Below are 24,792 nucleotides of genomic sequence, written 5' to 3' on the forward strand. Positions count from 1 at the left end.
TCCCAGGGAACCCACCATGAGCACAGTCATGCCTTCTGACGCCGGTACGACGCTCCTGTCCGACGTGACAGCCGCGGTGAAGACCGCCGGCGGCACGCTGCGTGACCGCCACACCCCGCACGCTCGGGGCGTGAGCCTGGACGAGGTCGTGGGCGAGATCCACGCCAACGACGACGCGGTGCTGGACGTGCTGCGGGAACCGCTGCTGCGGGCCCGGCGAGGGTCGCAGTGGGCCGAGGACGAACTGGCCGGCGGCGCGCTCCCGCCCGGGGAATGGTGGGTCGTCGACCCCGCCGAGGGCAACATCAACCACGTCCACGGCATGGAGGACTGGGCCGTCACCGCCACCCTGGTCCGCGACAACCAGCCGGTACTCACCGTCGTCCACCTGCCGCTGACCGGCGACACCTACACTGCGGTCGCCGGCGGCGGTGCCCGCTTCAACGGCCGGCCCCTGAAGGTGTCCGCCAAGACCGACCTGGGCGCGGCGCTCACCGGCACCGGCCAGGCCAAGCCCGGCGAGGACGAGCGCACCTTCCGGCGGATCGGTGACTCCGTCACCGCGATGCTCGTCAACGGCCTGGTCGTGCGGGTGTCCGTTCCCGCCACGATGCAGCTCATCCACGTCGCCGCCGGACGCATGGACGCGTTCTGGCAGTTCTCCGACGTCCGCTCGGGCCTGGTCGCCGGCGCCCTGCTGGTCTCCGAGGCCGGAGGCACCGTCACCGACCTGGCGGGCGAATCCTGGAACACCGGCAGCCGCGACTTCCTGGCCGCCGCCCCCGGCATCCACGGCGCCGCCCTCAAGGTCCTCTCGCCGACCGTCTGACCGGGAAGTCCCCGCTCTTCCCCACCCCGATACCGCAAGGAGCGTCACCGCATGACAAGCATCGGCATCCTGGGCGCCGGCCGCGTCGGCACCAACCTCGCCGGCAAGCTCTCCGCAGCCGGACACCAAGTCACCCTCGGCGGCCGGAGCCCCGAGGACACCACCGCCCGCACCGCCGGGCCCGCCCCGCGGATCGCCTTCGCCGACCAGCGCGCCACTGCCCGCACCGCGGACATCGTGATCAACGCGACGCCCGGCGACAGCTCCCTGGACCGCCTCACCGACCTGCGCACCGACCTCGCCGGCAAGATCCTCGTCGACGTCTCCAACGCCACCCGCGACGACGGGGACGGCCTGCCCGGCGACCTGTGCTATCCCGGCAGCAGCCTCGCCGAGAAGCTCCAGGCCGCGCTCCCCGACACCCATGTGGTCAAGACCCTCAACACCATGCTTTTCATGGTCATGACCGCACCCGAAATCCTGGCCACCCCACCGACCGCCTATCTCTCGGGCGACGACGAACACGCGAAGAGGACCGTCACCGGCCTGCTCGGCGACCTGGGCTGGCAGCCCGAATGGATCGAGGACCTCGGCGACATCACCACGGCCCGCGCCACCGAGGCCATGATCCTGGTCGTGCCCCACGTTCTGCGCCGACACGGCTTCAAGCCCTTCGCCGTCTCCCTCGCCCGCTGACCCACCGAAACCGCGTTCGGACCAACACCAGGCAGCGGGCTCGTGCGAGCCGGCCGGGTGCCGGCGGAGGCAACGCTCGCCGGGCTGCAAGTGACGCCCGAACTCATCGGCATCGATCATGCCTGCGACACGCGAGGCGACTCCCTAAGCCGTCGACGGACGACTCCCGTCCCCGTGTGCAGAGCCACGGCCGAACTGTCCGCTCGGCGCGACCAGAAGCTCCCCGGGCGCCCCACACGAGGAGTACTTCGAGCGGGTCGCGGAGACGGCGCAGCGCGGTGGCGAAGAGCTCGAGCAGTTCCGCATCCGACACGACAGCTACTTCCCGGAAGACTCCGAGCCCGGGGGAGCGGTTCGGGGCCGTTGCAGGACTGCCGCTCCCCACCGCGATGGCCACTCCAGGGCGAGCCCGGCCCGTACGGGTTCGCCAACGGTGTCGGCGTTCCGCGGGGGACCGGCCACCCGCGGGTTCCCCTCGGGACGCCCGTCCTGAACGGCGGGACCGAAGAGGCCGGTGCCGTCCCCCGGACATCCGGGGGACGGCACCGGCCTCGGCTGCCGGAGTGCTTCGCCGCTACGGCTTCTCCCGCGTGTGGAGCTCGCTCACCTCCTCGGCGGTGAGCACCTTGTCGTAGGCGTGGACCTCGTCGACCGCGCCGTCCCAGAAGTCGGTGTTCGCGCCGTCCCACTTCGCCCGTCCGACGGCGAGGGGGCCGGAGCCGACGTAGTTCGGGCCGGCGGTCGCGGTCGCCGCGAGCTTGCCGTCGACGTACAGCCTGATCTCGTTGCTCGCGGCGTCCCGCACGCCGACGAGGTGGTACCAGCGGCCCGTCTCGGGGGTGGTCACCAGCCGGGCGCGCTGCCCGCCGGGCGTGCTGAAGGCGAAGGCGCCCTGCCCGTACTGCAGGTAGAACGGGCTGGCCTGGCGCCGGCCGTCCTGGCTCACCGCGGTGGCGTAGTTGCCGGGCAGGGAGTCGAGCGTCACCCAGGCGGACACCGAGTAGCTCCCGGTGGTGTCGAGCACCGGCCCGTCCGTCTCGGCGTACTGGCTTCGGCCGTCGAACCTCAGCGCGCTGCCGCTGACGCCGGAGGTCCAGGAGGTGCCCTCGGTGAGCTTCAGGGGACGGTCGTTCGGGCCGTCGTCCCCGGCGGTGGTGCCCGTGCCCTCGTCGAGGGCCCAGTGTCCGCCGCCCTTCAGCGCCGGGCGCTCACCCGCGGCGGCGCCCGCCGCGATGACCCTGCGGTTGACCTCACGGACCCGGACCGGGTCGACCTTGATCTCCCGGCGGTCGTAGGTGTACAGGCCGTTGAGCTCGTTCTCCAGGTCGGAGATCTGCGTGTACACCGAACCGGAGAGCTCGGCGCCGGCCTGGTCGAGGTAGTACTTCTCGGTGTTCTCGACGTACTTGCGGGTCAGCGCCTCCTTGTCGGCGACACCGCTGTAGATCACCGTCGGGGCGCCCGGCCACAGGTGGCCCGGGATGCGCAGGGTGAAGCCGCCGTGCTCGCCGTCCATGGCGGCCCGCCTGGCGTCGGGGAAGGCGGGATCGGTGTTGTTGTAGTCGTGGTGGTCGATGATGTCGCCCTTGCCCGAGTCACCCTTGGAGTTGCAGCAGTTGACACCGCTGTGGGCGTTGACGACCCGGGACGGGTCGGCGGCCTTGACGGACTCGGCGATACGGCCGCTCTCCTCGCGGTTCCACTCGCCCCAGCCCTCGTTGAAGACGATCCAGCCGATGACGGAGGGCGCGTTGTGATGCTGCCGCATCATTTCCCTGCCCTGCTCCACGAAGGCCTTCTGCCCCGTCTCGTCGGTGATGTTGCCGGAGACGAAGTCCTGCCAGACCAGCAGGCCGAGCTTGTCCGCGTGGTAGAACCAGCGGGGCGACTCCACCTTGATGTGCTTGCGGACGGCGTTGAAGCCGAGCTTCTTGTGCGCCTCGAGGTCGAAGGCGAGGGCCTCGTCGCTCGGCGGGGTGTACAGGCCGTCGGGCCAGAACCCTTGGTCGAGCGTGGCGAGGGAGAAGACCGGCTTGTCGTTGAGCACGAGCTTCTGGTAGCCGCCGACCTTCTTGATCCCGATCTTCCGCATGCCGAAGTAGCTGCCGACCTCGTCGGTCGACCTGCCGTCGGTCAGCTTGACGTCGAGGTCGTAGAGGTAGGGGTCGTCGGGGCTCCACAGGTGCTGCTTGGCCACGGGCAGGCGCAGCCGCTCGTTGGCCGGTCCGCGGACCCTGCCGACGACCTTGCCGCGGGCGTCGCGGGCGACGGCCTCGACACGCGCCCTGCTGGAGGCGTCGTCGGACCGGACGGTCACCGCGAGGCTGCTGGTGTCGATGTCGGGGGTGGTGACGACGTCGTCGATGGAGGTGCGGGCGACGGGCTCCATCCACACGGTCTGCCAGATGCCGGACGACTGGGTGTAGAAGATGCCGCCCGGGTTGGTGGACTGCTTGCCCATCGGCTGGTTCGCGCCGCCGGTGTCGGTGACCGCGACCACGACCTCCTGCGGGCCGGTGCCCTTGAGCGCGTCGGTGATGTCGGCGCTGAAGGCGGTGTAACCGCCGGTGTGCTCGGCGACCTTGCGGCCGTTGACCCAGACGCGGGCCTGGTAGTCCACGGCACCGAAGTTGAGCTTCAGCCGGTTGCCGTTGCCGCTCTTGCCGACCTTCCAGTTCCTGGGCACGTCGACGAGCTTGCGGTAGAACATGTGGTCCTCGTGCCGCTCCAGCCCGGACAGCTGCGACTCGACCGGGAACGGCACGATGATCTTCTCGTCGAGGTTCTTGCCGAAGACCGGCTGCTCGCCCGCCTTCGCGGCGCTGAACTGCCAGGGGCCGTTGAGGTTCTTCCACCGGTCGCGCACCTGCTGCGGGCGGGGGTACTCCGGCAGCGGGTTCTTCGGGTCGAGCCGGTCGCCCCACTCGGTGGTGAGCCGGTGCGCGGAGGCGTTCTGCGCGAAGCGGACGAGCTTCGGCACGGTCTCGCCGCCGGCCGTGAGGCCGCCCGCGCCGTCGTAGGTGACCCGGACCTGCTGGCCCTTCTGGACCGGCGCCGCCAGGGTGACGAGGAGGGAGCGGGGGTCACCGGGATCGACCGCGACGGAGCCGAGCGGCATGGGCACGGTGTCGGCCTCGACCTTCAGGTGGTCCTCGACCGCCCGGACGTCACCGACCTCGCCCTCGAAGCGGGCCCGCAGCCGCCGCCCGTCCTTGTCGACGGACAGCTCCACCGGATAGACCTCGAAGCCAGCCGGCGGGGTGAACGCCGTGCTCGGAACCAGCTGCTTGGGCAGGGTCGGCGTCGACCAGCGCAGGAACATGTTGGCCCCGCCGAGGTCCTGGAACATCTCCAGACGGAAGTCGTGCTTCTCCCCGGCGGTCAGCCGGATCGCCGCGCTGGTCTGCTCCCTGTCCCAGTCGGGCTCCCAGTGGTCGATGACCGGCTTTCCGTCGATGAAGAGCCGGAAGCCGTTGTCGCCGATGGCATAGAAGGTGTAATCGTCGGTGGCCGGCGCTTCGATCTGCCCCGTCCAGCGGGCGGTGGTGTGCTCCGTCCTGCCGGTCAGCTCCTGGAACGTGCCGGTCAGACCGGAGAAGTTGATCTGCGGATCGAGCAGGGTGCCGCCGAGTTCGGCGAAGTCCCGCGCGCCCGGCGCCGACATGCTGAAGTACTCGCCCTTCAGGCCGTGCACCTCGACGGCCGCCTCGTCGGAGCTGGCCGACACCGCCGACGCGCCGCCGGCCGGCTCCGCGGCCGACGCGGTGGGTATCAGGCCGGTCGTGGGCAGCACCAGGGCGGCCGCGGTCAGCAGCGCCCACACTCTGGCCCGCGAACGGGCGTGTTGTCTTGTCATCGAACCTTTCCTCGCACAGGGAGCTCGGTCAGCGGCTCGGCTCTTCCAACGTTGGAAAATTTACGGCAAGCGGAATGACAGCACGCCGTTCGACGACTGTCCAGACCTCGCGCAACGGTCGATCCGCCCCCGGCGAGGGCGAACCGCCGGGTGCGGAACGGACGCCGAGGCCGGCTCTGCGCCGCTGGAGAAGTCATCGCCGCAGGTGCGGCGGTGCCGTCCGCCCGCGCGGAGCGTGCCCGGGTGATCGTGTCCCCGCCGCACCGGGCCGTACGAGGTGTCGCGGCGCGGCAGCACCGGCGGGGCGGACGGCGGCTGCCGGCCAGCACGGGTTGACGGCCGGGAACCGTGGGGAAGCGCCGCGCACGGCCACCCGTTGAGGACCGCGATCGGTACGGTCGCCTCGCACCGGACGGCGGTTTCGCCGTATCCCGTGGCCACGGCCCGGTGGCGGGTGAAACCGAGGTGCCCCGGCGGGCGCCGGCCGGGTAGCGTGCGGGCCATGTCGAGTCCTGAGTCGGACGAGGTGGGGGCTTTCGGCCGCGCCGTCAGCCCCCTGAACCACTGAGCTCACAGCCCTGCCGTCGCGCCGCGTCCCGTGGCGGGACGAGTGGGCCCTTGGGGCCGGCCGCGGTGAGAGAAGACCTTCTCGTGCCTCTCCTCATCCCGGAGCCACTCGATGCCTCTCCCGTTGTACCTGCTCGCCATGGCGGTCTTCGCCATGGGCACCTCGGAGTTCATGCTCGCCGGCCTCCTGCCGGACATCGCCTCGGATCTCGGCGTCACCGCCGGGACGGCAGGCGTGCTCACCTCGGCCTTCGCGATCGGCATGACCGTCGGCGCCCCTCTTGTGGCCGCGCTCTCCCGCACTTGGCCCAGGCGCTTCGGCCTGCTCGGGTTCATCCTCGCCTTCGCGGCGGCTCACGCCGTGGGCGCCCTCACCACGAGCTTCCCGGTCCTGTTCGCCACCCGGGTCCTCGCCGCGCTCGCGAACGCGGGGTTCCTCGCCGTCGCGCTGACGGCCGCCACCACGCTGGTCCCGCCCGACAGGAAGGGACGCGCGCTGGCCGTGCTGCTGTCGGGCACGACGGCGGCCACGATCGCCGGCGTCCCCGGTGGATCGGTGCTCGGCACGCTGCTCGGCTGGCGGGCCACGTTCTGGGCTGTCGCCGCTCTCTGCCTGCCGGCGGCCCTCGGCATCCTGATGGGGGTCCCGGCGGGACGTGTGCGGAAGGAGGCGACCGGCAGGCCGGCCTTGCGGACGGAGCTCGCCCAGCTCGCAAGGGAGCGGTTGATCCTGGTGATGCTGCTCGGCGCGCTGGTGAACGCGGCGACGTTCGCAAGCTTCACCTTCCTCGCCCCCGTGGTGACCGGCACCGCCGGGCTGGGCGAGCTGTGGGTCTCCGTCGTCCTGATGCTCTTCGGTGCCGGTTCCCTCGCCGGGGTCACCGTCGCCGGCCGGCTGTCCGACCAGCGTCCCGGGCCGGTCGTCGCGGTCGGCGGTCCGCTGCTGCTCATCGGCTGGCCGGCCCTGGCCGTGCTGGCCGGCCAGCCGGTCGCCCTGCTCGTCCTCGTGTTCGTCCAGGGCGCGCTGTCGTTCGCGCTGGGCAGCACACTGATCACGCGGGTCCTCCACGAGGCCGCACAAGCCCCCACCATGGCCGGGGCGTACGCGACCGCGGCGCTCAACACCGGTGCCGCCGTCGGCCCCCTCGTCGCCGCGCCCACCCTCGGCACCGCGGCCGGGAACCTCGGCCCGTTCTGGGCGAGCGCACTCCTCGTCGCGCTCGCGCTGCTCGTCGCGTTCCCCCTCCGTGCGGGCGGACGTACGGACACCGCGCGCCGGGGCTGAGGGCCCGCTCGGCGGCGGCCGGGGCGGTCAGGCGGACAGCCTGCCGCCCCGGAGACGGTCCGGCAGCCCGCCCGGCTCGGCGGCCGACGCCGGTCCCGGCCCGGCGTGTCCTGTCACCGACCAGGGGCACTGGGGGACGATGGAGGTCCCCGGACGGTGACGATCCGGGCGTGACGGCGGATGGAGGGGCGCATGGACCACCGGGTCGCAACCGGACGGAGCGGGGCGAGGTCCGCAGGCCGGGCCCCCGGTGCCGCCGGGCCCGTCCGGGGAAGGGATGTGCCGTCGGAACCGGAGCCGGGACCGGAACCGGAGCCGGGACCGGAGCCGGGACCGGAGGACCGGCGGCGCCGCATTCCCCGCACCGACGCCGTGCTGCGCGACCCCCGCTTGGCGGAGGCGGCCGGCCGGCTGGGGTCCGAAGTGGTGAAATCCGCGGTCCGGCAGGCGCAGGAGCGGGCGCGCTCGGGGACCGTCCCGCCCGACGGCGTGGCCGACACGGCGGTCGCCCTGCTGCCGCGCACGGTGAGCGGGCTGCGACCGGTGATCAACGCCACCGGCGTGGTGCTGCACACCAACCTCGGACGGGCGGCACTGTCGGCGGCGGCCCGGCAGGCCGTGCAGGAGGCCGCCGGGCCCACCGACGTCGAGCTGGACCTGAACACCGGGGCACGGGCCCGCCGGGGCCGCACCGCGCTGGCCGCCCTCCGCGACCGGGTGCCGTCCGCCGCCGCGGCGCACGTCGTCAACAACGGGGCCGCCGCGCTCGTGCTGGCGGCCACCGCCCTCGCCGCCGGCCGGGAGATCGTCATCAGCCGGGGGGAGATGGTGGAGATCGGGGACGGTTTCCGCCTGCCGGACCTGCTGGTCTCCACCGGCGCCCGGCTGCGCGAGGTGGGCACCACCAACCGCACCACCGTCGCGGACTACGCCGGAGCCATCGGCCCGCAGACGGCGTTCGTGCTGAAGGTGCACCCCTCCAACTTCCTGATCACCGGTTTCACCCGGGCCGCCGACGTCGGTGACCTCGCGGCGCTGGGTGTCCCCGTCGTCGTCGACATCGGCTCCGGACTGCTGCGCCCGCATCCACTGCTGCCCGACGAACCCGACGCCGGCACCCAGCTGAAGGCGGGGGCGTCGCTCGTCACCGCCAGCGGCGACAAGCTGCTGGGCGGACCGCAGTGCGGACTGCTGCTGGGGGAGGAGGACCTGGTCCGCACCGTCTCCCGGCATCCGCTCGCCCGCGCCCTGCGGGTGGACAAGCTGACCCTGGCCGCACTGGAGGCGACGCTGCGCGGCCCCGAGACCCCGACCGGTGAGGCCCTGGCCGCCGATCCGGCACGTCTGAAGCGCCGCGCGGAGCGGCTGGCCTCCTCACTGGGCGCCGACGGCGTCGACGTCCGGGCCGTCGGGAGCGCCGCGACGGTGGGCGGCGGCGGCGCGCCCGGGGTGACGCTGCCCAGCGCCGCGCTGTCGCTGCCCGAGTGGTACGCCGCCGCCCTGCGGACCGGACCGGTCCCCGTCGTGGGACGCCTGGAGGCGGGGCGGTGCCTGCTCGACCTGCGGGCGGTGCCGGCGCAGGACGACGAACGGCTGGCCGGGGCCGTGCGGTCGGTCACGGTCGCGGGGAGGTAGGCGCGATGCGGGTACTGGCCACCGCCGGACACGTCGACCACGGCAAGTCCGCTCTGGTGCGGGCGCTGACCGGGATGGAACCCGACCGGTTCGAGGAGGAGCGCAGACGAGGACTGACCCTGGACCTGGGGTTCGTGTGGACCCGGCTGGAGCCGGACGGGACCGGCGGCCCCGGCGGGGAGCACATCGCGTTCGTCGACGTGCCCGGTCACGAACGGTTCGTCGCCACCATGCTGGCCGGCGTCGGCCCCGTGCCCGCCGTGCTGTTCGTGGTGGCCGCCGACCAGGGCTGGCAGCCGCAGTCGCAGGAGCACCTGGAGATCCTGGACGCGCTCGGGGTGCGGCACGCCGTGCTGGCCGTGACCCGCAGCGACCTGGCGGATCCCGGACCCGTACGGGCGGACGCGGTGGAACGCCTGGCCGCGACCTCCCTCGGCGCCGTCCCGTCCGTCGCGGTGAGCGCCGTGACCGGTGCGGGACTCGACGGACTCCGTGCGGAGCTGGGCCGGCTGGCCCGGTCACTGCCCACCCCTCCCGCCGACGCGGACGTGCGGCTGTGGCTGGACCGCGCCTTCACCGTGCGCGGCCACGGGACGGTCGTCACGGGCACCCTGGGCGCGGGCACCCTCCGGGTCGGTGACCGGCTGGTGACGGGGGACGGCACGACGGCACTGCGGGTGCGCGGGCTGCAGTGCCTGCACGAGGAACGGCCGGAGGCCAGGGGCGTGGCGCGCGTGGCGGTCAACGTCCACGGCGCCGCCGACGGGCTGCTCGGCCGGGGCCAGGTGCTGCTGACCCCCGGCCGCTGGCTGCTCACCCGGACGACCGACGTCCGTCTCGTCGGGAGGCCGGCCGGGGACCTGCCCCGGACGGTGACCCTGCACATCGGCACCGCCGCGGTGCCGGTCACCGTCCGGCCGCTGGGCGGGGACACGGCCAGGCTGACCCTGTCCCGTGTGCTGCCCCTGCGGGTGGGGGACCGGGCCGTCCTGCGGGAGCCGGGCGGGCGGCGCGTGCCGTGCGGGGTGACCGTACTGGACGTGCGACCGCCGCAGCTGACCCGGCGCGGAGCCGCCCGGACCAGGGCGGCCGAGCTGGCGGGCACGACCGGCCGCCCGGACGGCACGGCGGAACTGCGGCGGCGCGGGCTCGTGCGCCGCTCGGAGCTGGCGGCGATGGGGGTACCCATCCCCGCCCCGCCCGTCGCCGGGGACTGGCTGGCCGACCCCGGCCACTGGGCGGCGCTGCGCGGCCGCCTGGCCGCCGAGGTGGAACGGCACGCGGCCCGCCACCCGCTGGACCCCGGACTGCCCACGGAGGCGGCCCGGCATCTGCTCGGCCTGCCCGACCGGGCGCTGGTCGACGCGCTCGCCGACACCCCGGGCGAGGAAGCACTGCGCCGCAGCAGGGGGCGGTTGTACGGTCCCGGAAACAGGGGCCCCGCGCTTCCGCCGTCCGTCCGGGCGGCCGTCGGCGCGGTGCGGCGCGAGCTGGCACGGGCACCGTTCCGCGCCCCGGAAGCCGACCGCCTGGCCGAACTGGGCCTCACCCGCAAGGCGCTGGCCGCCGCGGTCGCGGCGGGCGCGCTGCTGCGGGTCGGCGACGGCATCGTGCTGCTGCCGGGGGCGGACGCCCGGGCCGCCGACGTACTGCGCAGGATCCCGCAGCCGTTCACGCTGAGCGAGGCCCGCCAGGCCCTGGACACCACGCGCCGGGTGGCCGTGCCACTATTGGAGTTCCTGGACGCCCGCGGGTACACCGAACGCGTGGACGACCGGCACCGACGCTGCCGGGCCGGCGGGACCGGCGGAGGCGGACGGGAATCGAACCCGCCTGCCCGAGATCCTCGGGCACCTCGGTTTTGAAGACCGGGAGGGCCACCAGGCACCCACACGCCTCCGTCGCCGGCCCAGGCTACCGGACCGCACCGGCACCCGGACCGCACCGGCACCCCCGCATCGGCCCCGCCCGGCGTGCCGGCAGGCCGGGCGCCGGGTACGGCCGCTCCACCGGGGCCGTCCGGCGCCACCTCGTGCCGCGCACCTCACCACGCCGATCAGGAGACCAGGCATGACGTCCACGCGCGAAACCCCGCTCCGCCTGACCCAGTTCGCCCACGGGGGCGGCTGCGCCTGCAAGATCCCGCCCGGCGAGCTGGAGGAGGTGCTCGGCGGACTGACGGGGCCCGCGCCGGCCGCGAGCGACACCCCGCTGCTGGTCGGGCTGGCCACCGGTGACGACGCGGCCGTGGTCGCCCTGCCCGCGCAGGACGGTGCCCCGGCCCAGGCGGTGATCTCCACCGCCGACTTCTTCACACCCGTCGTCGACGACCCCTACGACTGGGGCCGCATCGCCGCGGCCAACGCATTGTCCGACGTGTACGCGATGGGCGGCCGCCCGGTCCTCGCCGTCAACCTCCTGGCCTGGCCCCGCGGCGTGCTGCCGTTCGATCTCGCGCGCGAGGTGCTGCGCGGCGGGCTGGACGTCGCGGCGCAGGCCGGCTGCCACGTGGGCGGCGGGCACAGCGTGGACGACCCGGAACCCAAGTACGGCATGGCCGTCACCGGCCTGGCGGACCCCGGACGGCTCCTGCGCAACGACGCCGGCCGGCCGGGCGCGCCCCTGTCGCTCACCAAACCCCTCGGCCTCGGCGTGCTCAACAACCGGCACAAGGCCACCGGCGAGCGGTTCGAACAGGCGGTGGCCACCATGGTCGCGCTCAACCGGGACGCCTCCGCAGCCGCTCTGGCGGCCGGGGCGAGGTGCGCCACCGACGTCACCGGCTTCGGCTTCCTCGGCCACCTGCACAAGCTGGCGCGGGCCTCGGGGGTGACCGCTGTGGTCGACACCGCCGCCGTGCCCTATGTCGACGGGGCCCGGGAAGCGGTGCGGGACGGGTACGTCAGCGGCGGCACCCGGCGCAACCTGGAGTGGGTCACGCCGTTCACCGACTTCGGGAACACCGACGCCGGCACCCGGCTCCTCCTGGCCGACGCCCAGACCTCCGGCGGCCTGCTGGTGGCGGGGGAGGTGCCCGGGGCGCCGGTGGTCGGCGAACTGGTGCCGCGCGGACCGGCCTCCGTCGTCCTGCGGTGACCCCGCGGCCACGCGCCCGCTTGCGGGCGGCCCGCGCCCGCGTAGTCTCGGAGGAGGGCGTGCCGCCGTACGAGGGAGCGGGCGTATGGACTTCGAACGGTGGATCGGCGGGTGGCCGGTGTACCGGCAGCTCACGGGAGCCGACCGGCTCGGCCGCGGCAAGGCGGCCCAGTCCCGGCGCTCCGCCGGTCTCGAACCCCGGACGGCCCGCGCGGACCGGGTGGCGGACTCGGTCTGCCCCTACTGCGCGGTGGGCTGCGCGCAACGCGTCTACGTCAAGGACGAGCGCGTCATCCAGATCGAGGGCAACCCGGACAGTCCCGTCTCGCGCGGCCGCCTGTGCCCGAAGGGCTCCGCCAGCAAGCAGCTCGTCACCGGACCCCAGCGCGAGCGGAAGGTGCGCTACCGGCCGCCGTACGCCACCGAGTGGCAGGACCTGGACCTCGATGTGGCCATGGACATGGTGGCCGACCGGGTGCTGGACGCCCGGCGCCGGGGCTGGCAGGACACCGACGCCTGCGGCCGCCCGCTGCGCCGCACCCTGGGCTTCGCCGGCCTGGGCGGCGCGACGCTGGACAACGAGGAGAACTACCTGATCAAGAAGTTGTTCACCGCGCTCGGCGCGATCCAGATCGAGAACCAGGCGCGTATTTGACACTCCGCCACGGTTCCCGGTCTGGGAGCCTCGTTCGGACGCGGCGGCGCCACCGACTACCAGCAGGACCTGGTGAACGCCGACTGCATCGTCATCATGGGCTCGAACATGGCCGAGGCCCATCCGGTCGGGTTCCAGTGGGTGATGGAGGCCAAGGCGCGCGGCGCGAAGGTCATCCACATCGACCCGCGGTTCACCCGCACCAGCGCGCTCGCCGACCGACACGTCACGCTGCGGGTCGGCACCGACATCGCGTTCCTGGGCGGGGTGATCAACTACATCCTCTCCCACGGCCTGGACTTCCGGGAGTACGTCGAGGCGTACACCAACGCGCCGTTCCTGCTGAGCGAGCGTTACCAGGACACCGAGGACCTCGACGGCCTGTTCAGCGGCTACGACCCGCACACCGCCTCCTACGACCCCTCCAGCTGGGCGTACGAGAGCGCCGGGGCGGAGGAAGGGCCCGGCCACCGCGGGAAGGAACAGGCCGCGCCCTACCAGCACGGCGCCGGCGGCCCGGCCGTCGAGGGCGGCGCAGGCGACCTCGCCTCCGACCCCACCCTGGAGCACCCGCGGTGCGTGTACCAGGTGCTCAAACGGCACTTCGCCCGCTACACCCCGGAGACGGTCGAGCGGATCTGCGGAGTCCCCCAGGACGCGTTCCTGGAGGTGTGCCGGGCCTGGACGGACAACTCCGGCCGGGAGCGCACCGCGGCCCTGGTGTACAGCGTCGGCTGGACGCAGCACTCCACCGGCGCCCAGTACATCCGCGCCGGCTCGATCGTCCAGTTGCTGCTGGGCAACATCGGCCGTCCCGGCGGAGGCGTCTACGCGCTGCGCGGGCACGCCTCCATCCAGGGCTCCACGGACATCCCGACCCTGTTCAACCTGCTGCCCGGCTACCTGCCGATGCCGGACACCGGCCACGAGAACCTGGCCGCCTACCTGGACGCCGTCCGCCGCCCCGGCCAGAAGGGCTTCTGGAGCAACGCCGACGCCTACACGGTCTCGCTGCTGAAGGAGTACTGGGGGGAGGCGGCCACCGCGCAGAACGACTACTGCTTCGATTATCTGCCCCGCATCGACGGCGACCACGGCACCTACCGCACCGCGATGGACATGGTCGACGGGAAGGTCTTCGGCTACTTCCTGCTCGGCCAGAACCCGGCCGTCGGCTCCGCGCACGGACGCCTGCAGCGCCTGGGCATGGCCAACCTGGACTGGCTGGTCGTCCGCGACCTGAACATGATCGAGAGCGCCACCTTCTGGAAGGACGCCCCCGAGATCGAGACCGGGGAGATCGTCACCGAGCGCTGCCGCACGGAGGTGTTCTTCTTCCCCGCCGCCTCGCACGTGGAGAAGTCCGGCACGTTCACCCAGACCCAGCGCATGCTGCAGTGGCGGGACCAGGCCGTCGAGCCGAGCGGTGACCAGCGCTCCGAGCTGTGGTTCTTCCACCACCTGGGCCGGCTGGTGAAGGAGAAGCTGGCCGGCTCCACCGACGAGCGCGACCGGCCCGTGCTCGACCTCGCCTGGGACTACCGCACCGAGGGGGACGAGCCGTCCGCGGCGGACGTCCTGCGCCGCATCAACGGCATCGACCTGACCACCGGGCGCGCCGTCGGCGGATACACCGACCTGAAGGCCGACGGCAGCACCGCCTGCGGCTGCTGGATCTACAGCGGGGTGTACGCCGACGAGGTCAACCAGGCCCGGCGCCGCAAACCCCGCTCCGAGCAGGGGCCGTACGAGTCCGAGTGGGGCTGGACCTGGCCGCTGAACCGGCGCGTGCTGTACAACCGCGCCTCCGCCGACCCCCAGGGGCGCCCCTGGAGCGAACGCAAGGCCCTCGTCTGGTGGGACGAGGAGAGCGGCGAGTGGACCGGCCACGACGTCCCCGACTTCGAGCGGCACAAGCCGCCCGGCTACCGGCCCCCCGGGGGCGCGTCGGGCCCCGAGGCGCTGAGCGGCGACGACGCGTTCATCATGATGGCCGACGGCAAGGCGTGGCTGTTCGCGCCGTCCGGACTGACGGACGGCCCGCTGCCCACCCACTACGAGCCGCACGAGTCGCCCGTGCGCAACCTCCTGTACGGCCAGCAGGCCAACCCGACGCGCAAGGTCTACGGCCGTCGCGACAACCCCTCCAACCCGGCCCCGCCCGAAGCGCACAGCGACGTGTTCCCCTTCGTCTTCACGGCGGCACGGCTCACCGAGCACCACACCGCGGGCGGCATGAGCCGCCAGCTGCCGTACCTGGCGGAGCTGCAGCCGGAACTGTTCGTGGAGGTGTCGCCGGAACTGGCGGCCGAACGCGGGCTGCGCCACCTCGAGTGGGCCCACGTCGTCACCAGCCGGACCGCGGTGGAGGCACGCGTCGTCGTCACCGACCGGCTGGCGCCGCTGCGCGTCGAGGACCGTGTCATCCACCAGGTCTGGATGCCCTACCACTGGGGCCACACCGGACTCACCGGCGGTGACGTCGTCAACGACCTCATCGGGGTGGTGGCCGAGCCCAATGTACTGATCCAGGAGAGCAAGGTACTGACCTGCGACATCCGCCCCGGGCGGCGGCCGCGGGGACCGGCCCTGCTGGAGTACGTCCAGGACTACCGCCGCCGGGCCGGGATCACACCGCTCACCGGCACCCGCCTCATGACGGCGGGCGACGGAGACGACCACAGGCCGGCCCACACCGAACCGGACCGGCCGGAGGACTCCCCATGACCGACGACCACAGCCTGTACGGGCCCCTGCGGGACCCCGCCGCCGACGCCGGCCACCGCGAGCACCCGCCACGCGTCGGCTTCTTCACCGACACCTCCGTGTGCATCGGCTGCAAGGCGTGCGAGGTGGCCTGCAAGGAGTGGAACGACGTCCCCGAGGACGGCCTGGACCTGCTGGGCATGTCCTTCGACAACACCGGCACGCTCGGCGCCAGTTCGTGGCGGCACGTCGCCTTCGTCGAGCAGGAGCGCCCCCTGGGACGGCAGGACCCGGGCCTGGCCGGCCTGCCCACCGGCCCCTCCCGCACCGGGCACACCGCCGAGGTGGCCGCGGACGCCCCGCACGACGCGCCCCGCGGCGGCGGCGAGCCGGGGACCGGTCCGGTCGACCTGGGGTTCCCCTCCTTCGGCCTGCCCGGCGCCGGCACCGGCGCCGAGACCCGGACCGACTTCCGCTGGCTGATGTCGTCCGACGTGTGCAAGCACTGCACCCACGCCGGCTGCCTCGACGTCTGCCCCACCGGAGCGCTGTTCCGCACCGAGTTCGGCAGCGTCGTGGTGCAGCCCGACATCTGCAACGGCTGCGGCTACTGCGTCTCCGGCTGCCCCTACGGCGTCATCGACCGGCGGCCCGACGACGGCCGCGCCTGGAAGTGCACCCTGTGCTACGACCGTCTGCGCGGCGGCCTGGAACCGGCCTGCGCCAAGGCCTGCCCCACCGACTCCATCCAGTTCGGGCCGCTCGACGAGCTGCGTGAGCGGGCCGACCGGCGGCTGGAGCAACTGCACGAGGCGGGCGTCGAGGAGGCACGCCTGTACGGTCGCGACCCCGACGACGGCGTGGGCGGCGACGGTGCGTTCTTCCTGCTGCTCGACGACCCCGAGGTCTACGGGCTGCCACCGGACCCCGTGGTTCCCACCCGCGACCTGCCGTCCATGTGGAAGCACGCCGGTACGGCCGCCTCGGCCCTGCTGGCGGCCACCGCCGCCGTCTTCGTCAAGTGGGGAAAGGGGGCCCGCCGGTGAGCGACGACGGACTGCCGCACGAGCCGCGCGGCGACGCGGGCGCCGCCGACGTCCGCGCGGGCACCTTCGCCTCGGGCCGCGGCCGCGCCGACCGCGCCGGCCACGACGGCCACCAAGAGGAAACGGCCGTTCCGGCGGGCGGGTTCCGCTCCTACTACGGCCGGCCCGTACTGAAACCGCCCGTGTGGGAGTGGAAGGTCCCCGCCTACCTGTTCACCGGCGGCCTGTCGGCCGGCGCCGCCCTGCTGTCCGCCGGCGCCGACCTGACCGGCCGCCCGGCCCTGCGCCGCGCCGGCCGCCTGGGCGGCTTCGGCGCCCTGCTCGCCAGCACCTACCTGCTGATCGCCGACCTGGGCCGCCCCGAACGCTTCCACCACATGCTGCGGGTGGCGAAACCGACGTCGCCCATGTCCGTCGGCACCTGGATCCTCGTCGCCTACGGGCCCGGCAGCGGCCTCGCCGCCGCGGCCGAGCTGCTGCCCGCCTCCTGGCGCGCCACCCCGCCCGGCCGCCTGCTGCACCGGGCGGGCCGGCCGGGCGGGCTGTGGGCCGCCGCCTTCGCCCCCGCTCTCGCGTCCTACACGGCGGTGCTGCTCTCCCAGACGGCCGTGCCGGCCTGGCACGAAGCCCGCCGTGAACTGCCCTTCCTCTTCACCGGCTCCGCCGCCGCGAGCGGTGCGGGCCTGGGCATGCTGCTCGCCCCGGTGACCGAGGCGGCCCCCGCCCGGCGTCTCGCGGCCGTGGGCGCGGCGGCGGAACTCGCCGCCGCCCGGCTCATCGAACACCGGCCCGGTCTGGAGACCAGGGCCTACACCAGGGGCCGGGCCCACCGCCTGCGCCGGGCCGCGGAACACCTCACCCTCGGCGGGGGGCTCGCCGCGGTCACCGTCGCCCGCCACAGCCGCCCGGCCGCGGCCGCGGCCGGGCTCGCCCTGCTCACCGGCAGCGCCCTGCAACGGTTCGGCACCTTCGAGGGCGGCGTCGCGTCGACGAAGGACCCCGCCTACGTCATGGTCCCGCAACGTGCCCGCCTCGACGCGGCTCCCGAGCACGGTTCGGACCGCTGAAGCGGTGGCACCCGGCTCGGGTACGCGTCCCCGGTGCCGTCCTCGTCCTGCGCGGGCTCACCAGTCGGCGTGCGCGGTGATCCGTCCGATCAGACCGTCCTCGTCATCGGCGGGCGGCAGTCCGGGGCCACAGGTCAGCGGTGTGCAGGACGGCCGCAGGTGCGTGAGGCGGCCGTAGGGGCCGTTGCCGGTCGACGGCCCGGCTGTCGGCGCGTGGGTGTCGGCGCGTGGGTGGGAGTGCGCCGGAGGAATCGCGGACCAGGCCGTGCTCCCGCCTCCACCCGCGTCGCTTCAGCTCCTCATCGACGGCGTCGGCCTCGCCAGGAACGCAAGGCACGGTGGGCAGGGCGGCGAACTCGGCGACTGCCTCGGCGGTCGGCGGCCGGTGGGCCAGGGCGTGGACGGGGAGCGGCATGAAGATCGCTTCAGGGACCGGGCCGATGGACGCCGTGCACACCACTGCCATGGCGGCGGCTCAGCATTCACCCGCCCGAGTGGACACCTCGAAGGTGTACTTCGGCAGTTTCACGGCGGCCGCGTCGCCGGACAGCCCGGGCGCCACGGTCTCGATGTACCCGTCGTGAGTGCGCTCGACGTGCATGCAGAACGCCTTCCCCGCACCGCTGGCCGTGATCCGGTAACGAGCCCGGTCGGTCATCGCCCGGCCGACGACCGCGGCGTCCACCCCGAACCCGGGGGCGTCACCACCGCCATGCTCGACGATCTCGTCCTCGACCTTCCTGGCGTAGTCGCCGTCGAGGTCGGCCTGGGAGTCGGTCCCGAGCGAGTCGCCGTACATGACATCGCCGTCCAGGGCCTCCGTGGCCCCCTCGACCGCGCTCGTCAGCTCCTCGTCGCTCCAGTCCATGGTGTCCTGCGCGGCGAGGCCCCGGAAACCGAGGACGACATTGACCACCGCCATGACGACCAACACGATCCGCGCGACCGTGAACGCGGCATCCGGGATGTCCGGAGCCGAGGGGTTCACCGATTCGCGCCAGGAGCGGACGCGGTCCGCCTTGATACAGGCCATGAGGATGAGCAAGGCGGAGAGCACGAACATGAAGATCGTCAGTCCCGTCACGCCTGGTCCTCCCGTACTCGTCGTCCCTGTCGCGCATCCCGTGACGCCACCGCCGCACCCGCACGGCCCACACGCCCGCAACCCTCTGCGCGCGGACCGACCGGGACACGGTGCCACCCGGTCGGCGAGCCGGGTGTGACCATTGCCCACCAACATGGCTGACACCTATGATCATCGACAAGGCGGGGTCGTAGCACAGAGGTAGTGCGCCGCGACATCATCTCGGAGGACGCCGGTTCGAATCCGGCCGCCCCGCCCCTTCGAAGACGATGCCGCTTTCCCGGATACGCAGCCGGTGACAGCCATCGTGCTTCGTCTTTCCAGGGCCTGAGGCCAGCGGCTGCCGGTGGTGACAACTGCCGGGTCCGGCCCGTCGGTTCAGGTTCGCTCCCCGTTTCGCTCCCCGTGCGTGAGCGACGGGTCCCACCGAGGACGGCCTTGGGGAACACCGGTACCACCGCCGGCGCCGAGCCCGGTCACGGTCGTGGACCGAGCGCCCTTCTCCGCGCACGCGTGCCGTTCGACGTCGTCAGCGTCCGGCCGGCCGGGTGAGGACGGCCGCTGACACTCCGTCACTGACGGACCTGACGCGCGGACAGCCCTTCGTGGTCGAGCGGGTCCGCCTCACCGGCGGTGGTGTCGTGATCGAGGGGCGGTCAGAGCCGCCGCCGGGAGCCGCGTCCCGCCCGAAAACCCGGTCCCGGTACCTGCGCGTGGCGGTGAACTCGGTGGACAGCTCCGGCGGGGACGGGCCCAGCCGGGTCAACGCCCGGGTTCCGCTGCGGCTGTTGCGCGCCGGGGTCCGGCTCGCGAGCCTCATCCCCGCGCAGGCGCTCACCGAGGTCAACGCGGAGCTGAACAAGCCGGGGGTACCGATCGACCTCACCGAGCCCGAGCCGCAGCACCTGGAGGAGTTCGTCGAGCAGCTCGACGACATCGACCTTGGCGTCGGCATCGACGATCCCGACGCCAAGGTGCGGGTGTTCTGCGAGTGACGCCGCCGCGGCGCCGGACGCCCGCCCGGACCACGGGGTCCGGCTGCCGTCCGGCCGGTCGGCGGCCGCGGGCGTCCGAACCGTCGCGGCGGCTGCCGGAGCATCCGCCGAGGCAGCCGACCGCTGCCTCAGCCGCCGTCATTCCGCCACTGCCCGGCACGACATGTCGCCGAGCGGTACAGGGCGGCGGGGCGCACTCCCGCGCCGCCGGTCGTCACCCGCAGAGCACAAGGCGGGAAACCCTCAGTTGCGGTCGGCGTCCTTCTGGAAGTCGCGGGCGCACCGTTCGCGCTCGGACGCGGTGTCCGCGTGCTCGACGCAGTCGGAGTAGTTCTTGAACTCGTCCGAATTGAACACCGCCACGCCCGCCGCGAGGATGATCGACGATCCGACGAGGGCGAGCGCGCCCGCGACGGCGCCGACCAGAGCCATCACCCCGTTGGTGGCCAGACCGCGCTTCTTGCGGCGGTAACCGAGGATCCCGAAGACCAGGGCGAGCAGGCCCAGCACGATCCCGCCGACCACGGTCCAGAACACGGCGATGCCGACCAGTCCCAGCACCAGTGCGGCGATCCCGAATCCGTTGCGGTGCTCGGCCGTTGTGCCGGGGCCGCCTTGGCCCGTCCCGTAGTGTCCTTGCGCCGATGCCATCACCATCACCTTCCTTTGCGTCTGGCGACCGGCTGCCCTCGTTGGGCCCGGACACACCTGCTCCTCGAAGGCTCGCAGCACGACCACGCGGGGATCTTCTTGCCGGCCCGCGTCCGGGGCACCGCCGTCGCCGCCGGCACCGAGGGGTGCGACGGTGGGGTCAGGCGGTCAGGGCCTGCTCGACGGTGGGGTGGCAGGGAATGAAACCGTCGACGCCGACGAGCTGCAGGACGCGCAGGACGGAGTCGTGGGCACCGGCGATACGAAGCCATCCCCGCGCGTCGTCGGCGGCGCGGCGGGCGGCGACGAAGACGTTGATGCCGCTGGAGTCCATGAAGGTCACGCCGCTGAGGTCCACCACCGTCCGCGGCGGCGTCGCGCCGTCCTCGGCGAGCAGCGCCTCGCTGAGCACGTCCTTGACGTCATGGTCGATCTCGCCCCGCACGGTCACGACACGGATGCCGTCGACCTCGTGGTGTTCGACGGAGAGCCGGTCCGTCCGGTCCGCTTTCGGGATGTCGGTCACGGTCTCCTCGACTGCGCTCGGGCCTGCCCCGGGCCGGGGTGTACGCGGACGATTCTGCCCCACCGGCCCGGCCGGACACATCCGGGTGGCTGTGCCGGACGACACCCGCGGCGTGCCGGACGGCGTGGCGGGACACCCGTGCTCGCATGAAGGGCGCACGAGGGCGACAGGACCAGCCCGTGTCCGCCCTGACCGCCGGGCCGGACGCCGTTCCCGGGGAAGGGGAGCCGTCCGGCACCGGTGAACGCCACCGGCTGACCGCCGCCACCGGGCCGGCCGCCCTCTCCCCGGCCCCCCCCGCCACCGCCGCGTCGTGGGGGAGCACCGCGAGGTCCGCCCCGTATCGGTGCGCTGTGGCGGCCGCCTGCCGGGTCCAGTCGGTCAGGCGATGCCTGCCGAGCCGGCCGACCATCTCGGGGTCACGGTGGTCGAAGAACAGGGAGGCGCCGGTGTCCGGGGTGGCGATGGACGCCATCTACCCGTCGGTCAGCTCGAAGTCGAAGACGTCGATGTTCTCCGCCATGCGCTCGGGCCGGACCGACTTCGGGATGGCGACGACGCCGTGTCGAAGACGTCGATGTTCTCCGCCATGCGCTCGGGCCGGACCGACTTCGGGATGGCGACGACGCCGTGCTGGATGAGCCGGCGCAGCACGACCTGTGCCACGGACTTGCCGTGCTGCCGGCCGATCTCACTCAGCAGGGGATGAGTGGACAGGTTGTTCCTGCCTTCGGCGAACCCGCCCCAGGACTGGATCCGGACGCCGTGCTCGCGCATCAGGTCCTGGTCGGCGGTCCGCTGGAAGAAGGGGTGGGTCTCGATCTGGTCGATCGCGGGCGTGACCTCGTTGTCGAGGATCAGGTCGAGGAGCCGGTCGGCGTGGAAGCTGGCGACGCCGATCGCCCTGATCAGGCCCTCGCGGTGCAGGCTCTCCATGGCACGCCACTGGCCGTGGACGTCGCCGTAGGGCTGGTGCATCAGGTACAGGTCGAGGTAGTCCAGGCCGAGCTTGTCCAGCGAGGTCCCGAACGCCCGCTTGGCGTTCTCCTCGGCGGGCGCGTCCTGGACCCACAGTGTGGTGGTGACGAACAGTTCCTCGCGCGGGATGCCGCTGTTCCTGACGGCGCGGCCGACGGCCTCCTCGTTGCCGTAGGCGGCGCCGTGTCGAGCAGCCGGTAACCGGCGGCGAGGGCCTCGGAGACGGCCCGCTCGGTCCGCTCCGGCGGGACCTGGTAGACGCCGAAGCCGAGGATCGGCATCTCGACGCCGTTGTTGAGGGTGACGGTCTGCACGGAATCTTCCTCTGCGTATCGGTGCCGGTATCGGGGTCAGAGGGTGACGAGGGCCTTGAGGACGCGGCGGTCGGCCATGGCCCGGTAGGCGTCGGGGACCTGGTCGAGGGAGAAGGCCCGGCCGAAGACGCGGCCCGGTTCGATGACGCCGTCCAGGACGTCCGGCAGCAGCTCCTCGATGTAGGCGCGGGCCGGGCTGGCACCGCCGGTGAGGGTGATGTTCCGCATGATCATGGACGGGCCGACGGGCCCTTCCTCGTACTGCGGGACGCCCAGCCGGCTGATGGTGCCGCCGTCCGTGACCGCTGCCAGGGCGGTCTCCAGGGCTGGCGGGTGCCGACGGCCTCGATGACCTTCGCGACGCCGTCGCCGCCCGTCAGCCCGCGCACGCGGGCGACGCCCTCCTCGCCGCGTTCGGCGACCACGTCGGTGGCGCCGAACGCGCGGCCCAGGTCGGTGCGGGCCGTGTGCCGGCCCATCAGGACGACCTGCTCGGCTCCCAGCCGCCTGGCGGCGATCACCGCGCACAGCCCGACCGCGCCGTCCCCGATCACCAGCACCGAGTCGCCGCGGCCGACGCCGGCGGTGACGGCGCCGTGGTGACCGGTGCCCATCACGTCCGACAGGGTCAGCAGCGAGGGCAGCAGCGCGGAGTCGGCGCCGACGGGCAGCTTGACCAGGGTGCCGCCGGCCTGGGGGACGCGCACCGCCTCGCCCTGGCCGCCGTCCACGCCGTCGAATCCGTACCGGCCGCCGTTGCGGCAGGAGACGTGCAGACCGCGGGCGCAGTAGTCGCAGGTGCTGTCGCAGTACGTGAACGGGGCGACGACCAGGTCACCGGCCTTGACGCCGGACACCTCGGAGCCGGTCTCCTCCACCACGCCGAGGAACTCGTGCCCCATGGGGCGGCCGGTGCCGGTGGCGGGCATGGACTTGTAGGGCCACAGATCGCTGCCGCACACGCACGACAGCACGACGCGGACGACGGCATCGGTGGGCTGATGGATCTTGGGGTCGGGCCGGTTCTCGATCCGGACGTCACCGGCGCCGTACATCACTGCTGCACGCATGAAAGCTGCTCCTGCTTCGAAAGGGTCCGCCGGTTGCGGCGGCTGCGAGTTCTCGGGTGGGACGCGAGGCCCGGTACTGCCCGACGGGGCGGGGAGCGGGTCAGCGTTCGAGCATCCGCGCCTGCTCCTCGGCAACACGGTCAAAGCCTGCCCGGAGCAGCGCTATCCCGGCCCTCGCGTACTTCAAGTGAATACCTGGACTCCCAGCGCGGGCCGGTCCAGGGCTTGATCGGTTTCGCCGCCCCGTCGCACGCTGGGGGCACTTGCAGGACCGGCGGTGGGGCCGTGCCGATCCCACGCTCTCGGCGTGCGACCGCCTCTTCCCCGCTCCGCGGGCCGCACCCACGTCCGCCCGGCCGGGTCATCCTCGGCCGGGACGTCACGATCTGCCACGTGAGGGTTGTGCCATGTCACTCCACGAGGACCATCGGCCGCTGTCCGGAGCCCAGGAGGGGCTCTGGTACGCCGGGCGGCTCGCGTCCGACAGCGCCGCGTACAACACCGCAGAGGCGGTGGAGATCCACGGTGCCCTCGACATGGGTCTGTTCGAGACCGCGCTGCGCCGGACCGTGGGCGAGGCCGACACCTTCGCCCTGCGCTTCCTCGACACCGACGACGGCCCCCGCTGCCACCTTGCCCCCGACGCGGACGAGTGGACACTGCACCGGGTCGACGTCAGCGACGATGAAGACCCGGAGAGCGCCGCCTGGGAGTGGGTCCGCACGGACCTGGCGACGCCGGTGGACGTGGACAAGGGCCCGTTGTTCTCCCACACCCTGTTCACCCTCGCCCCGGACCGGTACGTCTGGTTGCTGAGGGCCCATCACATTCTGCTCGACGGTTACAGCTACAAGCTTCTCGGCCGTCGTCTCGCCGACGTCTACAACGCCTTGGCCGCAGGCCGTGAGCCCGCCCCGGGCACCTTCGCCTCCGTGAGCCGGCTGCAGGGGGAGGAGGCGGCCTACCTGGCCTCCGGGCGCTGCGTGCGGGATCGGGAGTACTGGTCGCGGCGGTTGGCCGGGCTGCCCGAGCCCGCGCGGCTCACCCACCGCACCGCCGCGCCCGCCGCCCGGTTCCTGCGCCGCACCGCGGAACTGGGGAGTGAAGAGACCGAGGCCCTGTCGGCTGCCGCGGCCCGGCTGGACGTCACGCGCACCGATCTGCTGACCGCCGCGGTGGTGGCCTATCTGCACCGGATGACCGGTGCCGGTGATCTGGTGCTGGGCATGGCCACGATGAGCCGGTCCGGCAGTGCCGCCCTGCGCACTCCGGGTACGGCCTCCGACGTGCTGCCGCTGCGGGTGGCCGCCCGTCCCGGCACGGGCGTGGCCGATCTGGTCGGGTCGGTCGCCGGGGAGTTGAAGGCGCTGCGCCGGCACCAGCAGTACCGGGGCGAGTTCATCCGCCGTGATCTGAACCTGCTGGGGAGCGGGCGGCGGCTGTACGGGCCGGTGCTGAACATCGTGCCGTTCACCGAGGCCCTCGACTTCGGCGGTCATCCGGCCACCTGGCACCACCTCTCCGGCGGCGTCATCGAGGATCTTCAGATCAGTGTGCGGCCCGGGTCCCGGCCCGATGAGCTGTGGCTGGCCTTCGACGCCAATCCCGGCCTGTACGACGAGGACGAACTCACCCTGCACTGCGACCGGTTCCTGGCCCTGCTGCGCGGGCTCGCGCAGGCCGCGCCCGCGACATCCGTGGCGGACCTGGACCTGCTGCTGCCGGGCGAGCACCCG

General features: G+C 73.2%; 13 protein-coding genes, 1 tRNA gene and 5 pseudogenes. 12 read left to right on the plus strand and 7 right to left on the minus strand.

The features are described 5' to 3' along the window. Positions 1 to 16 precede the first annotated feature (16 nt). The 3 genes and pseudogenes from AB0L29_RS29155 to AB0L29_RS29165 form a co-directional block, all read left to right on the plus strand. A complete protein-coding gene (locus AB0L29_RS29155) occupies positions 17 to 829 on the plus strand; it encodes an inositol monophosphatase (RefSeq protein WP_365831183.1) in 813 nt (270 codons plus the stop codon). A 39-nt stretch (positions 830 to 868) separates the two neighbouring features. After that, a pseudogene (locus tag AB0L29_RS29160) lies at positions 869 to 1,525 on the plus strand (NAD(P)-binding domain-containing protein); the annotation flags it as partial. 223 nt (positions 1,526 to 1,748) lie between these two features. Further along, positions 1,749 to 1,871: pseudogene (locus AB0L29_RS29165) on the plus strand (cupin); the annotation flags it as partial. Positions 1,872 to 2,099: 228 nt separating this feature from the next. Here the strand turns inward: AB0L29_RS29165 and AB0L29_RS29170 are convergent. Further along, complete coding sequence (locus AB0L29_RS29170; protein ID WP_365831185.1) at positions 2,100 to 5,381, minus strand: LamG-like jellyroll fold domain-containing protein; 3,282 nt, start codon at positions 5,379 to 5,381, stop codon at positions 2,100 to 2,102. A 679-nt stretch (positions 5,382 to 6,060) separates the two neighbouring features. Between AB0L29_RS29170 and AB0L29_RS29175 the strand changes: the two genes are divergently transcribed. The 3 genes and pseudogenes from AB0L29_RS29175 to AB0L29_RS29185 form a co-directional block, all read left to right on the plus strand. After that, on the plus strand, positions 6,061 to 7,233 hold the full coding sequence (locus AB0L29_RS29175; RefSeq protein WP_365831187.1) for a Cmx/CmrA family chloramphenicol efflux MFS transporter: 1,173 nt from the start codon (positions 6,061 to 6,063) through the stop codon (positions 7,231 to 7,233). Positions 7,234 to 7,425: 192 nt separating this feature from the next. Beyond that, positions 7,426 to 8,868 carry an L-seryl-tRNA(Sec) selenium transferase gene (selA, locus tag AB0L29_RS29180; RefSeq protein WP_365831189.1) on the plus strand — a complete coding sequence of 481 codons (1,443 nt, stop codon included), beginning with the start codon at positions 7,426 to 7,428 and terminating at the stop codon, positions 8,866 to 8,868. 5 nt (positions 8,869 to 8,873) lie between these two features. After that, positions 8,874 to 10,640 (plus strand): annotated as a pseudogene (locus AB0L29_RS29185) (SelB C-terminal domain-containing protein); the annotation flags it as partial. A gap of 35 nt (positions 10,641 to 10,675) precedes the next feature. On the opposite strand, the gene AB0L29_RS29190 reads toward AB0L29_RS29185, so the two are convergent. Beyond that, a tRNA-Sec gene (locus AB0L29_RS29190) sits at positions 10,676 to 10,768 on the minus strand. Positions 10,769 to 10,938: 170 nt separating this feature from the next. Between AB0L29_RS29190 and selD the strand changes: the two genes are divergently transcribed. The 4 genes from selD (at position 10,939) to nrfD (ending at position 17,438) form a co-directional block, all read left to right on the plus strand. After that, positions 10,939 to 11,964 (plus strand): selenide, water dikinase SelD, encoded by a 1,026-nt coding sequence (selD, locus tag AB0L29_RS29195; RefSeq protein ID WP_365831191.1) that lies wholly within the window; start codon positions 10,939 to 10,941, stop codon positions 11,962 to 11,964. Positions 11,965 to 12,049: 85 nt separating this feature from the next. Beyond that, the gene (gene fdh, locus AB0L29_RS29200; protein ID WP_365831193.1) at positions 12,050 to 15,346 is read left to right on the plus strand and encodes a formate dehydrogenase; all 3,297 of its coding nucleotides are present in this window, start codon (positions 12,050 to 12,052) and stop codon (positions 15,344 to 15,346) included. Further along, positions 15,343 to 16,371 (plus strand): 4Fe-4S dicluster domain-containing protein, encoded by a 1,029-nt coding sequence (locus AB0L29_RS29205; RefSeq protein WP_365831194.1) that lies wholly within the window; start codon positions 15,343 to 15,345, stop codon positions 16,369 to 16,371. Before fdh ends, AB0L29_RS29205 begins: the two co-directional genes overlap by 4 nt. Further along, positions 16,368 to 17,438, plus strand: coding sequence for an NrfD/PsrC family molybdoenzyme membrane anchor subunit (nrfD, locus tag AB0L29_RS29210; RefSeq protein WP_365831196.1), 1,071 nt, complete (start codon positions 16,368 to 16,370; stop codon positions 17,436 to 17,438). The genes AB0L29_RS29205 and nrfD overlap by 4 nt, the downstream gene beginning before the upstream one ends. A gap of 475 nt (positions 17,439 to 17,913) precedes the next feature. Here the strand turns inward: nrfD and AB0L29_RS29215 are convergent, their stop codons facing one another. Further along, positions 17,914 to 18,522 carry a hypothetical protein gene (locus AB0L29_RS29215; RefSeq protein ID WP_365831198.1) on the minus strand — a complete coding sequence of 203 codons (609 nt, stop codon included), beginning with the start codon at positions 18,520 to 18,522 and terminating at the stop codon, positions 17,914 to 17,916. 605 nt (positions 18,523 to 19,127) lie between these two features. Between AB0L29_RS29215 and AB0L29_RS29220 the strand changes: the two genes are divergently transcribed. Continuing rightward, complete coding sequence (locus AB0L29_RS29220; RefSeq protein WP_365831200.1) at positions 19,128 to 19,517, plus strand: hypothetical protein; 390 nt, start codon at positions 19,128 to 19,130, stop codon at positions 19,515 to 19,517. Positions 19,518 to 19,760: 243 nt separating this feature from the next. On the opposite strand, the gene AB0L29_RS29225 is transcribed toward AB0L29_RS29220, so the two are convergent. The 4 genes and pseudogenes from AB0L29_RS29225 to AB0L29_RS29240 all read right to left on the minus strand — a co-directional run bounded on the left by AB0L29_RS29225 (position 19,761) and on the right by AB0L29_RS29240 (position 23,056). Then, on the minus strand, positions 19,761 to 20,168 hold the full coding sequence (locus tag AB0L29_RS29225; protein ID WP_365831202.1) for a DUF4190 domain-containing protein: 408 nt from the start codon (positions 20,166 to 20,168) through the stop codon (positions 19,761 to 19,763). 160 nt (positions 20,169 to 20,328) lie between these two features. Then, positions 20,329 to 20,694 (minus strand): STAS domain-containing protein, encoded by a 366-nt coding sequence (locus AB0L29_RS29230; protein ID WP_365831204.1) that lies wholly within the window; start codon positions 20,692 to 20,694, stop codon positions 20,329 to 20,331. Positions 20,695 to 21,088: 394 nt separating this feature from the next. After that, positions 21,089 to 21,986, minus strand: a pseudogene (locus tag AB0L29_RS29235) (aldo/keto reductase); the annotation flags it as partial. A gap of 36 nt (positions 21,987 to 22,022) precedes the next feature. Continuing rightward, a pseudogene (locus AB0L29_RS29240) lies at positions 22,023 to 23,056 on the minus strand (alcohol dehydrogenase catalytic domain-containing protein). 407 nt (positions 23,057 to 23,463) lie between these two features. Here AB0L29_RS29240 and AB0L29_RS29245 point away from each other — a divergent pair. Next, positions 23,464 to 24,792 (plus strand): condensation domain-containing protein (locus AB0L29_RS29245; RefSeq protein ID WP_365831206.1); only part of this gene is annotated, 1,329 nt, incomplete at its 3' end.

Origin of the sequence: Streptomyces sp. NPDC052701 (assembly GCF_040678355.1) — a bacterium.
GTDB lineage: Bacteria > Actinomycetota > Actinomycetes > Streptomycetales > Streptomycetaceae > Streptomyces.

What these genes read in the sequence shown, in the direction of transcription:
- AB0L29_RS29155 (WP_365831183.1), top strand. Translation starts at nt 17, where the DNA reads ATGAGCACAGTCATGCCTTCTGACGCCGGTACGACGCTCCTGTCCGAC.
- AB0L29_RS29170 (WP_365831185.1), bottom strand. Translation starts at nt 5,381, where the DNA reads ATGACAAGACAACACGCCCGTTCGCGGGCCAGAGTGTGGGCGCTGCTG.
- AB0L29_RS29175 (WP_365831187.1), top strand. Translation starts at nt 6,061, where the DNA reads ATGCCTCTCCCGTTGTACCTGCTCGCCATGGCGGTCTTCGCCATGGGC.
- selA (WP_365831189.1), top strand. Translation starts at nt 7,426, where the DNA reads ATGGACCACCGGGTCGCAACCGGACGGAGCGGGGCGAGGTCCGCAGGC.
- selD (WP_365831191.1), top strand. Translation starts at nt 10,939, where the DNA reads ATGACGTCCACGCGCGAAACCCCGCTCCGCCTGACCCAGTTCGCCCAC.
- AB0L29_RS29205 (WP_365831194.1), top strand. Translation starts at nt 15,343, where the DNA reads ATGACCGACGACCACAGCCTGTACGGGCCCCTGCGGGACCCCGCCGCC.
- AB0L29_RS29225 (WP_365831202.1), bottom strand. Translation starts at nt 20,168, where the DNA reads ATGGCATCGGCGCAAGGACACTACGGGACGGGCCAAGGCGGCCCCGGC.